Consider the following 14,691-nt stretch of genomic DNA (forward strand, 5'->3'; position numbering starts at 1 on the left):
TTGAGAGGAGATGAAAAAAATGAAAGTAACATGCAAAACTACACGTGAAATGACACACCGTTCATAATAATTGATTAAAAAATTGGATGTAATTTCAAGCTGAAGATTTGAGAGGAGATGAAAAAAATGAAAGTAACACGCAAAACTACACGTGAAATGACACACCGTTCATAATAATTGATTAAAAAATTGGATGTAATTTCAAGCTGAAGATTTGAGAGGAGATGAAAAAAATGAAAGTAACACGCAAAACTACACGTGAAATGACACATCGTTCATAATAATTGGTTAAAATCTATGATTAAACCATTACATAAAATTCAAACCAAAGATTTGAGAGGAGATGAAAAGAATGAAGGTAACACGCAAAACTACACGTGAAATGACACACCGTTCATAATAAATTTTTAATTATCACAAAGACTTGGAGGTTTGGAGTAATCCTTAATGCTCCAAGTCTTTTGATTTGGAGGAATAGATAATAATGTTACGTTTTAAAGAAGCTGTCGTAATAAAACATCAAACACCTTATTGTAGTATTTACTTTGGAACTAACCTTTTTGAAATTGAAGATCCTGATTTATGTTTTTTTAATTTACTAAGTAAGAGAGAATGGGAAATAGAGGAACTATCAACTGACTTAAGAGACTTTTTAATAGATAACTCTTTAGTAGTTAAGCCATATAATATAGAAAATATAGATGGGAAGCTTGTGAAAAATATACATTTTTTCGAAAATAAACAACCAAATTTTGAAAGTGACCCTGTGAATATTCAAAATAATATATGTCAGAAAAAAGTAATTATTCTAGGCTGTGGTGGAATAGGTACTGTAGTACTCAAAAATTTGATTTCTTTTGGAGTTAAGCAATTTTTGATAATAGAGTTTGATAATGTGGAAGAAAGCAATCTTAACCGTCAACTGTTTTTTGATGCTAATCATATTGGATATAATAAGGGATCCATTATAAAAGAAATTATTAGTAGATTTGATAAAGATATAGAAATTAATACAATTAATATTCGAGTTAATAAAGTTGAAGATTTACAGAGTGCTTGTAATGATTATGATGCGGATTTCTTTGTTAATTGTGCCGATACACCTAAGTGTATCAATGATATCGTATATGAATATTGTAAAGCCAGAAGTATACCTTTTATCCAAGGTGCTGTTGGAATTGAAACTGGTTATTGGGGACCAATCTTTAAAGGTAATTTTAGTAATACTATTCTTTTAGATACAGAGCATAGGGAACCAGTAATGGGATCTATCTCGTCTACAAACATGACTATTGGTGCTTTAATTTCAAATGATATTTTAGAATATTGGATTAATGATAAACAGGAGAATCTTTATAGAAGAAAGTCATTAAATTTTAGAGATTATACTATAGAGTTTATGGAGAATTGATACATGAGTACTTTTATTCAAATAGATGATAAGCCACATGATTTATATACTTTTAATGCACATGATTTTTCGAGTAAATCCATACTCAGTAGTATGTACGAGCCCATTTTTTTTGAGAAAGATGGAGAATATAAAAGTTTTTATGTTAAGGAAAATTATAAGAGTAATGTTATAACTCTAGAATTTTTAGAATCATATTGGTCTAATGGATTACCATTAAATGCTGAAGATATGTATAAAACACTAATATATATATTGAAAGAAAGAACAATGTTTTCTTCATACCTAGATTTTATTGTGGGAGTTGAAGAATACTTATATGACGGGGATCCTATAGAAAATGTGGGAATACATCTTTCTCGAAATTCAATATATATTGAAACAAAATATAGCTATGATTATAAAAAACTCTTCTCAACAATACAATTTAGTCCAATATATTTTATTGACAGAAAACCTGTAAATAATGTATCAAATGGTAGATTTCATTTTGATACTATATGTAACAGCATTATCAGGGTGAAAAATAACCCTTTCTTTTTCCGTGAAAGAAAAGTAAAAACAAAAGAATTGAATTTTATATATTTGGGCAAACTATCAGACGGAATTGATAATTACAAGAGTAATAAACTAAATATGAGTTGTTCTACTTATTTCCCATTTGAAATGATTGGTAATTTTGAGAATGACCAAGATTTTCACATGAAAAATTCTAACATATTATTTATGTTAGAAATAAGTGAAGCTTTGCTTCCATATAAAAAGCAATTAGCAAGTTATGTTTATGATAAATTACATAATAATGAGATACTGAATAAAGGTTTAAATATTTCTGATAATTATTTGTTTACTAATAATTATCAGAAGCAAAGATGCAAACACATAAATAGTGAGTATGAGAATACTAATATCAGTAATTTAGTGAATTGGGATTTAAATGTATTGTACGCTGATTATTATCCCAATGATCTTATAGTTAGTGAAATAATTGGTTTTTTAAACAAAAACCACATTCCAGTTAAATCTCATCCAATGTCATTAAAAAATTTTATTAAATCATATAATAGGAAACAATTCGATATATGTTTGAAATTAGTTTCCCCATTAATTAACTCGGAAATAGATTTATTATTAAACTATTTAGATACATTTAAGGATGAAAAAGTAAGAGATGGTTACATTGAATTACTCAATGATTATTTAGAGGAATGTACAGTGGAAAAGAAAGTACTGATTGACTTATATTTAGAGAATCATTCTACAATTATTCCTTTATATTTTGGTAAACATATCTACTTTCAATCTAAAGAACTTTCTGGATTCTATATAGATAATAATGATTTATATAAATTTTTAGAAATTGAATAGCCCAAAAATACAAGATAAAGTGTCCTAAATAAAAAAGATCACATCTTCGTTCTGATAATATAGAAAAAATAGAATTCTTAAAATACGCTTATAAAAGGAGTAAATCATGAAAGTTTTAATTGATAGTGAGTATGATTTTTCTGATAAATACCGTGAAGTAATCAGAGTATTTGGGATTAATCCGAAAGTTAGACATATATATAATAATTTTGATTTTGAAGAAAATTTAGATGGAATAACTTATATTACAGGATGCTCGGGTAGCGGTAAGACTACTTTATCAAAAGAAATATGTCTTCATAAAGGTTATGTCCAAGTGAAAAAAGATTTTGAAAAAAATGTTCCTATAATAGATATACTCAATAAAAACTTTAAAGATACACTCTACTATTTGAATATGGTGGGATTGTCTGAGCCATATTTATATATAACAAATTACAATAATTTATCAACAGGGCAGCAGTTCCGTTTTGATTTAGCCTATATGTTATCTAAGGGATATAAGAAAATATTTATTGATGAATTTTGTAGTTATTTAGATAGACCTACAGCTAAAATTGTAAGTTTTAATACACAAAAGTTATTAAGAAAATTAGGTATTTCAGCTATTCTAGCTAGTGCTCACGACGACTTAGAAGAATATCTGAGACCTGACAATAAAATTTCATTGAATTTGGATAAAGAAATAAATATTTTAAAAAAAGATTATGATAAAAGCAATCCTTTTTTAGAATCTATAAAAGTTTCAGGGGGTACATATGAAGATTATCTTGAATTAGAAAAATATCATTATTTCCCCCATTCATCAGAAGAAACAAATCAATTATATAATACTGTTTACTATAAATTAGAGTTCAATGGAGATTTAATGGGCGTTATTATTCTTAAAAGCCCATATTCTAATGATCAAGAGGATGAAGAATTTATAGAAATAAACTCACAAGTAAAAATCTTAAGTAGGATTATTTTACACCCTTTAATTCGAGGCGCTGGATTATCAACTTATTTTTTTGGTGAAGTTGAAAAATTAAATGGTAAGGTACCTATGTACGTTTGTTCTGCTTTAGCCGAGTATATTCCTTTTTTCTTAAACATGGGGTTTAAAGAAATTCAAGAATATGAATTAAACAAAGAAGAAGATTATATTTTTATTGAAAAATACTTTGAAGGATTTGGAGATATAGATATATCTCAAAGGGATATTTTATTAGCCGAAGAAAGAGCCTTATCCAAAATAACTTTTTGGCAATATAAATTGTATTGTGCATTAGCTAATAAAATGCCTAAGTATAATGAAGAGCACTTTAAGGGTTTTGTAACAGGGGTGTTTAATGAGAATGATATAAAGTGGTTGTATGAAGAAATAAAATTCATCAAGATGAAACATTATATAAAGAAATGATGGTGAAATAGATGAGTTTAACGTGGAACTTAAAAGATATTTATATTAACGAAAAAGAATGGAAGCAAGAACTCCAAAATTTCCAAGATAATATCGAAGAAATAAAATTTGAACAAATTATTGAACAAAATGATTTAACATTATTATATAAAGTACTTGAGGATATTGAAGAGGGATATAGAAGATTAAATAAAATATATAATTATGCTTTACTACAGTATGATACTAATATAAATAATGATCATTCGAATAAAGTAATGGTCGCTGCAGAGGATTTATATAGTTATTATGATAATTATTTACATAAGTTTCATGAATGGTTGGAAAACAATAAGGAGTTAATTTATAGTCGTTCTAAAGTAGATGGGAAATTAAAAAAGTATCTGCATACGTTAGAGGATTTTGAAAATAAAACCAATGTTGTAGAAATGGAAAGTGCACTTTCTATAGAGATGATGTATAAAGAACTACTATATGCTGATAATGAAATAACAAGGTTTAATCACAATGATAAGCAAATTGTTGTGAGGAATGAAAATCATTTAACACTACTAGAATCTCAGGAATTAGATATAAGAAAAGGTACATACATGGCAGTATTAGAAGAGTTAGAAAAAAAGAAAGACTTCTCTGCTTTTTTATTAAATGCTCATAATAAAATTCAAAACATAAAGGCAAGAGAAAATGGAGAAGTTAATAGCTTTGATTACCATTTAAAAAATAAGATTGGATATCAAAACTTTAATTTTTATTCTAATGCAATTAACGAAAATTTGAATTTGTTTCACAAGATTATTGAACTAAAAAAGAAAAATATGCAAGTAGATAAAATTAGCTATTATGATATGTATCCATTGATAGGTGAATTTAATGAAAAAATTGATATTGCTGAAGCGAAACATATTATTTTTGAAGCACTTTCACCGTTAGGTCAAGATTACCTTGACCTGGTACAAAAAGTTTTTGATGAAAATTGGATCGACTGGTCTCCTTATAGTGGAAAAAGAACAGGTGGGTATTCTCTCAATGTATACGATGCGCACCCTTATATTCTTATAAACTGGCAATCTAGCATAGATAGTTTATACACATTAATACATGAAATAGGTGGGGCAATTGCATCCTACATTTCTTCTAAAAATCAATCTTTTATATATTCAGAGCAATCTATCTTAATTACTGAAATTTCATCTATGGTTAATGAAGGATTACTTAGTAGACATCTTTTGGATAAATATAGTGATTCAGAAATTAAATTGTCCATTTTGCATAAGTATGTCGATAAAATTAGAGAAAATTTCTTTCAGACATTCCAATTAGTTGAATTTGAAAAAGCATTAGCATTAGCCTCTTTAAAAGAAAGGTTAACTGCAGAATTAATCTCTAATATTTATGTAGATACAATATCAAAATATTATGACAGTGAGCATTTTGAAGATATTGAATTAAATAAATTTAATTGGGTAAGGATTCCCCACTTGTATAAAAATTTCTATAATTTAGATTATGTAGTTGCTGTAGGTATATCAGAATATATTGTTGAAAAAATATATGAGGATGACGAATTTAAGTATAAATACATTAAACTATTTTCTAACGGATGTAGTAAAAATGACATGGAAATCTTAAAGGGTATTGGTATTAATATAAATTCGGATTCCCATGTGAATTCCATAATCAAGATACTTAATAAACTATTAACACAATTAGAGGGTTGATGACATGAAAAACAATAATAGTACAAATAGAATGTTTGTTTATATTTTCTGGGGTAGCTTATTTTTTGAAAGATCCATTTGGATGATTTACTTAAATTCTTCAGGAGTATCATTGTTACATATTAGTATATTACAGGCTATGTTAAACTGTGCAATGTTTTTATTTGAAGTCCCATCGGGGATAATCGCAGATAAGTTTGGGAATAAAAAGGCAATTACTTTGGGACATACTCTGATAATTGTATATCTCTTTACTATGTTGAATCCTTCTAATTTATATTTTCTAGCTTTAGGGTTTATATGCTATGGTATTGGATTAGCAATGATTTCGGGTGCGGATCAAACATTAATCTACAATAATTTGGATAAGGATCAATCAACTTATTATCAAAGAATTATTGGTAAGTATAATGCAATTGCTATTATAGCTTTGGCTTTAAGTTCTTTTGCAGGTGGTTTTTTACAAAATATTTCATGGAAGTTTGTTTTTATTGCGGGAATATTAGGTCAATTATTAGCTTTGATAGTATTGTTTTCAGTTAAAGAAAGAAAAATTCTATCTGAAGAAGGTACAAAAGCAACAAAATCGAATATTATATCGGAAGTAAAGAACTTTTTGAAAAGTAAAAATAGCTTCAAAAATTTAATAATCACTATTGCATTATTGCAAGGAACATTGTCAGTAATATATATGTTTGGTCAAGTTTTATTTGTTGAAGTTGGATTTAGTGTGTCTACTATAGCAATTATATTTACTGTATTGTCCTTATTTAGTGCAGTAGCATCGACATACTCATATTATTTTGTAAATAAATTTTCTGAGAAAAAATTGATTTTTTGGAGTTTGATTATAAGTTTAGTATCGTTTTTAGCTATGTCGATACAAAATATGTTTATTATCTTATCGTTATTTATAATTATAAATGTTTTATTTGAAATTTGGGATACAACATTTAACGCAGTCTTACATCATTCAATCCCGTCTAATATACGCGCTTCTCTTGTATCGTTAGCAAATGTAATTTGTTCATTTGTAATGGTGGTTTTATCATTAGCATTTGGTGCATTAAGTGAGTACTTCTCAATGGTAAATATTATTATTATTACAGGTGTAAGTACTTTATTTGTATCATTAATATTGTTTACCATATACTCTAAACAAAGTGAAAACGAAAAGGACAATAAAAACGTAGCATAATTAGAAAAAGCTAAATAGATATAATGGATGATAGTTTTTATCTTAATAATGAATAAGAAATTTATCACATGAACCTGCTATGCTTTTTTATAGTAGGTTTTTTTATGGAGAATATTTAATTTTAGTAACGGTGGTAAAATGATTCTGTTGCAAAGTTTTCAAAAACATAAAGAGATGGGGAATATTGCGTACCGGTTTTATGAAACTATTAATAATTAATGTAATACGTTATGAGTTGAAAAAACGAAGTTTGTGGTTAAAGAATAAGTTTATATTTGTACAGGGTATGAACAGGTTCTATACCTTTAGTAGTAAGTGAGGCATGGTGGAGTGTAGTAAATACAAGTTCGAAAGAGGGATAAAGAAACAGATTTAAATCTTCAAATAAGTCGCTCAGGGCTTAATAGAATTCCTGTTAAGGTTTCTAATTGACTACAAAGTTGAGTAAGAGAGGTAGTAGAGATTTGTTAATTTAGTGGGGGATATATTAATATAACTCTTCGCCAAATAAAGACAGTTTTTGTGTTTGATTCATAGTAATTAAAAGCACGTCACCCTCCTTTAATAACATAAGAGAATAGTAATGTGCTTTTAATTAATAGTCTAAATCCTTAATTTTAATGTAGTTATGCCGGTACTTGGTGGCCCGCTAAAAGAACCAAAATAATTATTCTTTTTTTACTATCCAATAAATTCTTCCAGTTCCCGATATAAATCATTTCTTTGTTGTTCCAATATCAGTTTTTGTTCAAAAAGAATTTGGAGTTTTAGTAAATCTGTTTCTATTTCCATTCTCTGATTATTTTCTTGTAGAGAGTTTTCAAATTCCTCCAATTCCACTTCGAATTGCTCCAATTTTTCCCCTTCATTATTTATCTGGACTTTGGTTTTTCCGACAGTTTTTTTTGTTTTTTCAGTTTCTTCTATTTTAGCAGGTAGTTCTTGAAGCTTTTTTCGTGCCCAACTGTAATTTCCGGCAAAGTGATAAATGGCCCCATTCTCAATCCAATATGTTTTTTCAAATAGTTTATTTAATAAATAGCGATCATGGGACACCACTAAAATCGTCCCTTGAAAATCTTTGATTGCTTCCTCAAGTACTTCCCGAGAATCAATATCAAGATGGTTTGTCGGCTCATCCAATATCAATAGGTTTATATCCTGATGCATCAGTTGTGCCAAACGAAGCCTCATTCTCTCTCCTCCGCTCAATTGACCTACTTTGTGGAATACAGAGGGGCCGTAAAACAAAAATCCTGCTAAGATATTCCGCGCTTCTCCTTCTGTTACTTTCACTTCCGCGCGAAAAGCTTCAAGTACCGATTCATTTAAATCATTCATATATAACTGCTGCGAAAGATAGCCAATTTTAACATTGCTTCCAACCCGAATTTCTCCTTCATCGCCTTTCACCTCTCCTTGTATCATCTTCAACAAGGTGGATTTTCCAGTACCATTATTTCCAACAATCGCTATCCGTTCTTTGTATTGAATATGTACGTTTGCATTTTGAAAAAGAGTATTTCCTCCAAATGATTTACTAGCATTTTTTATAATAATCACATCTTTTCCGCTTCTATCTGCAGAATCAAATTGTAGCCCCATTTTTTTTCTCTCTAATACCGGTCGCTTTAGTTTCTCTATTCGTTCCAAAGCTCTTTCCATGCTTTTCGCTCTTTTAAATAAAGCATCGCTGGGGGGATATGACTGATTTGCCCACTCTCTCAACCGCTTTATGGCCTCTTTCATTTTTTTTATTTTCTTTTGTTGCTCTTTATAAGCCTGAAATTCCTCCATCAGTAGCTTTTCTTTTTCAATAACAAATCCTGAATAATTTTGGTGATAAACATTTACTTCTCCATTTTCTAAATCAATGATTTTAGTTACCACTTCATCCAGAAAGTAACGGTCATGGGAGACAATAACAACCGATCCTTTATAATCCTTTAAAAACTGTTCTAACCATTCAACAGCTGAGATATCCAAATGGTTTGTCGGTTCGTCTAACAGCAGTAGGTCGGGATTTTCCAATAATATCATCCCGAGGCATATTTTCGTTTTCTCTCCACCACTTAAGGATGAAAACGGAGTATCTAATAATTTTGTTACTCCCAAACCATTTGCCACCTTAGAAACTTTTGCATCAATCTCATAGCCATCTAGCATGACAAAAGATTCTTGCAGCGAACCATACTCCTCTAAAAGGTGATTTAAGTCTTTTTCTCCTTTTTCATCAGCCATGCTTGCTTCAAGTAACATCATTTTCTTTGAAATAGCAAGGACTTCTGAAAAAGCAGACATCAACACATCTTTACTTAAAGTCTGATCAGAAAAGACAGGGATTTGCGATAAATAACCGATTTTTATTCCTTTCTTCCATGTAACAATTCCACTATCCACTGTTTCGGTACCTGCTATGATTTTCATAATAGTGGTTTTTCCCCCGCCATTGTGACCAACTAAACCAACACGTTCTCCATCATGTATTTCAAGTGAAAGATTCTCAAAAACTAAATTTCCTCCAAACATCTTACTTATTTGCTGTAATCTACTCATAATCATATTGAACACCCCTTTATCTCATTAAAATATTACATTTTATAAATTCATATGACTTAGATTCAAATTCAAAGTTTCCCTTGAATGTATTTTAGTAAATACAAAAAAACGTAGAAAAGAAGAAACGTTCTTTTCTACGGACAAAAAAGTTAGAACAAGAAAGGAACCCAAAAGGGAACCATCTTGCCAATCTATTTTGGCTGGGCGAAGAGACGTCTTATCATTCTGTATTTAGTATGCAATTGTTAAAAAAGGACAGACTTCCCCCTTTTTTAAATGCATCGTAAAAATTTGCGCGGCAAATATATATACAATCAATCCATTTCTCGCGCAAAATAACAGAACAATGCATCTCTTTCACCTCCTTGACATTCTTTTGATATTAACTATATTTTATCACGAATTTTCGAAAAATTACATAAAAACATTAACCGCTACTGTAGTTTATGAACCATCAAAAGAAGGATACCCCGACCAAATTCATCTCTTTTCCTCCATAAAATAATTAAAAAGCATTAGGTGTGTAAAAATTACACATTAAATACTGGTTTTCAATCTGTATCCCGCTCGTTTTTCTTATAGTAATCATAATATCTTTTTAGGGATAAGTGAGATTTAAATCCGATTTGTTGCATGATTTGTTTGGGTGTGTGTTTTTGTTTAATTCCCCTTAAAACAAAGGTGTTCCGAAATTGTTGGGCAGAAATTCCCTTTCGAAGATTGGAACGTTTCACTTCTAAACGAATCATTTTTTGTACCGAAATTTCAGTTAAAAATTTCGGTGCGTCATCGTCATAGCTCCAGTGGTATGTCCCACGAGTAATGTCGAAAGCAACGAATAGTGGATCATTGCTGTGATACTTAGGGCGTACAGGTTCAGGGATAGTTTGATAGTAATTGTATAAGTGTAATTTATCTTTTTCCTTCAAATGAATGGTTCTATTTACTTTTGAATCTTCAGGAATGGATAAGGTATTATTTTCGAAATGAACGTGTATCATTCGTAAAGAAACAAGCTCTTTTAAAGATAATCCATAATCCAAGAGTAATGTAATGATAGAAATATTCCGCTCTAAGATCATTGGGCGTGTTGATTGTTGTTTTTCTGTGAGTCCTTCTAATGAAGCAACTACTTGCTTTAGATTTTTCTCTTCTCGAAGGGAAATGAAATCTTCTCTACGCAATGCTCTATTTGGTGGATCTATGTGTATAATGCTCTCAATTGGACTTGGTAAATCTAAGTATTCGTACAACCTATTTAGAACAACATATATACGATGTATAGTTTTATCAGAGTATTGTCGATCTTCTTTTAAAAAATTGAAAAAGGATTCAAAATCTTTTTTCTGTAATGAAACCCAAATATTGTCTTCATCATCTCTTTTTGATAAATGTAGCCATTGAATGAAACTTTCCACATCGTAGATATACCTTTTGATTGTAGAAGGCTTTCTTCCTTTGCTTGATAAATAGGAAGAGAAGCCTTCTATTGTAGTTCGAGTCTCTTTTGTAGTCATGCTATATTTTTCACTCCTTACCCTCATGCCTCTTGACGACCCTATAAAATGTGGGGCTTGTCATATTACACTTCTTCATGGCGTATAGCGCTGTAATCTTTCCATCTTTCCAATCGTTATATGTATCAATAAATTCCTGAGTTATTTCAGTTTTTGGTCTACCCAAATGCTTACCTTTTTTCTTTGCTGCTTCAATACCCTCACGTTGACGAGTCTTTATTTTTGTTCGTTCTTCTTCAGCAAGCCAGGACAAGATTTGGAGCACCAAATCAGTAATAAGATTTCCTAAACTATCTTTATATTGAGTCGTATCTAAAAGTGGCATATCTAATACGACAATATGAGCTTGAATATTTTGGGTAATATCTTTCCATTCCTCAAGGATAGCTTCTTTATTTCTGCCGAAACGATCTAGGGAATGAATATATAAAATATCATCTTTTCTTAGCATACGTTTTACGAGTTGATATTGATCACGATTAAAATCTCTTCCACTTTGTTTGTCGATAAAAATATCTCGTTCGTCAGTAATGAGTTGTTTCATTGCTTCGAGCTGCCGATCTTCATTTTGATCTTTGCTACTAACTCTTATATATCCGAATTTTCTTGTATTCAAAATAAATAGACATCCTTTCGAAAGTGTTTCTAATGAAATTATATCAAAAATACTTCAAAAGGTGTTATTAATTATTTAGTACTTCAAAAGTATATGTTTTAACCTTTCGAAGTACTGAATCGGGTAGGTTTTAATATACTTCAAAAGGTGTACCTTTTGGAGTAGTTTAATTTTTATGTGAGAGTTTGTTCATTTTCTAACTGTATTATGCCACTACAATAAAACCAGCTGTTAAGAAATAAACAGCTGGTTTTAGAAAAAGCTAAATTAAATTGATTCAGCAACTTTTTGTGAAATGGATTTAATGGCTAAATTAATAGTACAAAGTTGGTTTTCCGTATATGAATACTCATTCTTATGCTGATGGATGTGCTGAATACGGTCAATATAAGAATCTATGTTTTTACCTAAGAGTTTTTCCAAGCTTTCTAAATAAATACGGTATTTTTTCGTAACACCGATAGAACCAGCAGACTCCTCTAAAGAATATGTTTCAAAACACTTTAAAATTTGGATTAACCCTGTATCTTCAGCCATTTCTTGTTCTAAGAATGTAGTGATTTTGTCTTGTGCTTTCGGATCAAATTCCCGCCAGCGAAATAATACGTTAGGGAGCTCAGTATTTTTGGGGTAATCTGGGTTCGTGATCCACTCTTCGATTTTGCCACACATTTCTTTTTCTAGCATTTGGAACTGAGTTGGCGAAACATGTTCTGTTATGATAATATCCTGTTCTTCTTTGAAGTACGCACCGTTCAATTTACCGATTGATCGGAAAAAGGAAACTAGTACTCCCATTTGTACAGGATTATGCTGTATCACATCATTCACCAATTGGAACCTTTCTTCTTGAGTACTTCTTGATTTATATAGCTGAAAAAGAATACGAGTTACTCTTGTTTCAGTTGAAAAGTCAAATAATCCACTTCTTGCTTCAGGAAACTTACCACTGTACGTTAATAGTCCTTTCATAATAAATACTGCCTTTTCACTTTCAATAGATTGTGTATAATCTTCTAAGCGAGTGAGAAAACGAATAACCTTATTTTGCTCTAATAGCATATCCAAGTACGCAGTGAAGTCATTTAACTCTTTTAGTTGTTCTAACATGGTCTCGATTTCTTTTTTCGATACTTCATCCGATGTCAAACCAAGTTTAAAGTAGATTGGGAAGTGATCAGCTGTACATAGCCTTTTTTGCATATTCCATTGACTTGAAAAATCGGATCCATAGGAAATGTTTTTCAAGAGATTACTCATCTGAGGGAATAAGGTTATGATAAATTTATCGATATCAAACGAGTATGCTGAGCAAGTTTTATCAACAATTTGTTGATATTTTCTTTTATTGCTCTCTTTCTCTTCAGCTTGGTAATAATCATTAGAGTGAAAAGGCAAAAATAATTTTGGGTTTGTTTGTATAGAGCGATATAAATCTGGTAGAAATACTTGAATAGCTGTAAGACCAAGTAAATCGACTGTATTTACTTCATCTTTAGTTAAGAGATAGTTAAAACGGAATGTATTGCAAAAGCGATTTACATGTCGAAGGGAGCGAATGAAATGTTGAATACCGTTAAAATACACTTCACTCCAGCGGTCTGTATCAAATTCCGTTTGTGGTAATTCTAATAGGGTCTTATCTAATTCTGCAATTAAAACCCGCTGAATTTCTGTTGTTGACGGAGTGGGAACATCTATTGGAACTTGTATGATTTTTTCAAGATACGTCTCCCCGAAGTTTTCCTGACTTTTGTTTAGTGCTTGTACTACTACTTCACGATCAAATGAAAGAATATAATTTATGTTTGGTAAATCTCCAACTGACTTTACCAGCTGGAAAATTTGACGGATTTCCTCGCTTGTTAAGCGGTCAATATCATCAATAAAAACAAAAAATTTCTGATTGGATTGTAGTAATAGTCTGCTTAGTTCGGCTTTTATTTCTGGTAAATCACTTTCACGATCTTCTTTTAGTTTATTTAAAGCATCACTTGTTGTTCCAACTGCCTCAGTAAAAGCTTCCACAAAGCTGCCAATACCAGGGATGTATTTTGCAGGATTTAAGATCTGAGAATAGGAATGCAATTTTTCACTTATTCCAGCGAGATTTCCCACTATGTCTTTCCGTTTCAAAACAAGTGAAAGTTCTTCAAAAAACATACTAATAAGTTGTTGCTGCCCTGTATAATTCCAAGGATTGAAATCGAATAAAATTGGTACATCAGGTCCACCTTGTGTTTCCATCGTTATTGTTTCTTTCATCATATGTAATAAGGAAGTTTTTCCAGTCCCCCAAGACCCTTGTAGTCCAACCACAAGGGTCTCTGAGGAATGAGATTGTAATAAGGCACGTGCTAAATTTTCGGCATACCCACTACGTTGAATTAGATCGTCTTCTTTGCGAGAAATAGGTTTATCGGTAAGAAACATGCAATCACTCCTAATATATAGTAATTATTCCTATCTTATATTATAAAAAAAAATTACATGTAAGTGAACAAATAAGGCAGAAAGCATGAAAGATCCCTTTATTTAAAATGGGTGTTTCGAAGTCTTTGTTCATGTTCAATCAAAAAAACAAAAAGAACTTGTAGGAATCCCTACAAGTTCTTTTTAGTCTCAGGTGAATATAAGGGACAAACAAACCATCTTACAGATTCATCATAGAAACTACAGGGGTAATGCTTTGACAATTTTATTATATAACAAATATTAACATCCATAGATTTTAATTTTGAAAATTATGTGAATTAAGAAAATAGAATGGTTTATCATTTTCTCTTCCTAAAAAGTCCATTTAGTTATTTCGTATAAATAACTTTAAATTAATATCTACATCATAATTAATTAGTGAAAATACAAGTATAGGTAAATAGAGAAGAATGGTGCATTCTTATAG

At 30.3% G+C, this 14,691-nt stretch carries 10 protein-coding genes and 1 pseudogene; 5 read left to right on the forward strand and 6 right to left on the reverse strand.

Annotation, left to right across the window (positions count from 1 at the left end):
• Nucleotides 1-484 precede the first annotated feature (484 nt).
• The 5 genes from BWGOE10_RS27700 to BWGOE10_RS27720 all read left to right on the forward strand — a co-directional run bounded on the left by BWGOE10_RS27700 (nucleotide 485) and on the right by BWGOE10_RS27720 (nucleotide 7,097).
• The gene (locus BWGOE10_RS27700; protein WP_070145798.1) at nucleotides 485-1,411 is read left to right on the forward strand and encodes a ThiF family adenylyltransferase; all 927 of its coding nucleotides are present in this window, start codon (nucleotides 485-487) and stop codon (nucleotides 1,409-1,411) included.
• A gap of 3 nt (nucleotides 1,412-1,414) precedes the next feature.
• Nucleotides 1,415-2,779 (forward strand): hypothetical protein, encoded by a 1,365-nt coding sequence (locus BWGOE10_RS27705; protein ID WP_070145796.1) that lies wholly within the window; start codon nucleotides 1,415-1,417, stop codon nucleotides 2,777-2,779.
• 106 nt (nucleotides 2,780-2,885) lie between these two features.
• Nucleotides 2,886-4,181 carry a hypothetical protein gene (locus tag BWGOE10_RS27710; RefSeq protein ID WP_070145794.1) on the forward strand — a complete coding sequence of 432 codons (1,296 nt, stop codon included), beginning with the start codon at nucleotides 2,886-2,888 and terminating at the stop codon, nucleotides 4,179-4,181.
• 11 nt (nucleotides 4,182-4,192) lie between these two features.
• Nucleotides 4,193-5,899 carry a hypothetical protein gene (locus BWGOE10_RS27715; protein WP_070145792.1) on the forward strand — a complete coding sequence of 569 codons (1,707 nt, stop codon included), beginning with the start codon at nucleotides 4,193-4,195 and terminating at the stop codon, nucleotides 5,897-5,899.
• 4 nt (nucleotides 5,900-5,903) lie between these two features.
• On the forward strand, nucleotides 5,904-7,097 hold the full coding sequence (locus BWGOE10_RS27720; protein WP_070145790.1) for an MFS transporter: 1,194 nt from the start codon (nucleotides 5,904-5,906) through the stop codon (nucleotides 7,095-7,097).
• Between the two features lie 313 nt (nucleotides 7,098-7,410).
• Here BWGOE10_RS27720 and BWGOE10_RS34120 read toward each other — a convergent pair.
• The 6 genes and pseudogenes from BWGOE10_RS34120 to BWGOE10_RS27740 form a co-directional block, all read right to left on the reverse strand.
• Nucleotides 7,411-7,564, reverse strand: a pseudogene (locus BWGOE10_RS34120) (IS4 family transposase); the annotation flags it as partial.
• A 214-nt stretch (nucleotides 7,565-7,778) separates the two neighbouring features.
• Complete coding sequence (abc-f, locus tag BWGOE10_RS27725; protein ID WP_070145788.1) at nucleotides 7,779-9,659, reverse strand: ribosomal protection-like ABC-F family protein; 1,881 nt, start codon at nucleotides 9,657-9,659, stop codon at nucleotides 7,779-7,781.
• A gap of 217 nt (nucleotides 9,660-9,876) precedes the next feature.
• The gene (locus BWGOE10_RS33855; protein ID WP_100246350.1) at nucleotides 9,877-10,008 is read right to left on the reverse strand and encodes an RAxF-45 family protein; all 132 of its coding nucleotides are present in this window, start codon (nucleotides 10,006-10,008) and stop codon (nucleotides 9,877-9,879) included.
• A 199-nt stretch (nucleotides 10,009-10,207) separates the two neighbouring features.
• Nucleotides 10,208-11,173, reverse strand: a complete 966-nt coding sequence (locus tag BWGOE10_RS27730) for a tyrosine-type recombinase/integrase (RefSeq protein ID WP_070145786.1) — start codon at nucleotides 11,171-11,173, stop codon at nucleotides 10,208-10,210.
• A gap of 10 nt (nucleotides 11,174-11,183) precedes the next feature.
• Nucleotides 11,184-11,789: a recombinase family protein gene (locus tag BWGOE10_RS27735; protein WP_070145784.1), complete on the reverse strand. Its 606-nt coding sequence runs from the start codon at nucleotides 11,787-11,789 to the stop codon at nucleotides 11,184-11,186.
• A gap of 267 nt (nucleotides 11,790-12,056) precedes the next feature.
• Nucleotides 12,057-14,222, reverse strand: coding sequence for a P-loop NTPase fold protein (locus BWGOE10_RS27740; RefSeq protein WP_070145782.1), 2,166 nt, complete (start codon nucleotides 14,220-14,222; stop codon nucleotides 12,057-12,059).
• Between the last annotated feature and the right edge of the window lie 469 nt (nucleotides 14,223-14,691).

The organism is Bacillus mycoides (genome assembly GCF_001757995.1).
In the GTDB taxonomy this organism is placed as follows: Bacteria; Bacillota; Bacilli; order Bacillales; family Bacillaceae_G; genus Bacillus_A; species Bacillus_A mycoides_B.

What these genes read in the sequence shown, in the direction of transcription:
- BWGOE10_RS33855 (WP_100246350.1), bottom strand. Translation starts at nt 10,008, where the DNA reads ATGCATTGTTCTGTTATTTTGCGCGAGAAATGGATTGATTGTATATAT.
- BWGOE10_RS27715 (WP_070145792.1), top strand. Translation starts at nt 4,193, where the DNA reads ATGAGTTTAACGTGGAACTTAAAAGATATTTATATTAACGAAAAAGAA.
- BWGOE10_RS27740 (WP_070145782.1), bottom strand. Translation starts at nt 14,222, where the DNA reads ATGTTTCTTACCGATAAACCTATTTCTCGCAAAGAAGACGATCTAATT.
- BWGOE10_RS27730 (WP_070145786.1), bottom strand. Translation starts at nt 11,173, where the DNA reads ATGACTACAAAAGAGACTCGAACTACAATAGAAGGCTTCTCTTCCTAT.
- BWGOE10_RS27720 (WP_070145790.1), top strand. Translation starts at nt 5,904, where the DNA reads ATGAAAAACAATAATAGTACAAATAGAATGTTTGTTTATATTTTCTGG.
- abc-f (WP_070145788.1), bottom strand. Translation starts at nt 9,659, where the DNA reads ATGATTATGAGTAGATTACAGCAAATAAGTAAGATGTTTGGAGGAAAT.
- BWGOE10_RS27705 (WP_070145796.1), top strand. Translation starts at nt 1,415, where the DNA reads ATGAGTACTTTTATTCAAATAGATGATAAGCCACATGATTTATATACT.
- BWGOE10_RS27710 (WP_070145794.1), top strand. Translation starts at nt 2,886, where the DNA reads ATGAAAGTTTTAATTGATAGTGAGTATGATTTTTCTGATAAATACCGT.
- BWGOE10_RS27700 (WP_070145798.1), top strand. Translation starts at nt 485, where the DNA reads ATGTTACGTTTTAAAGAAGCTGTCGTAATAAAACATCAAACACCTTAT.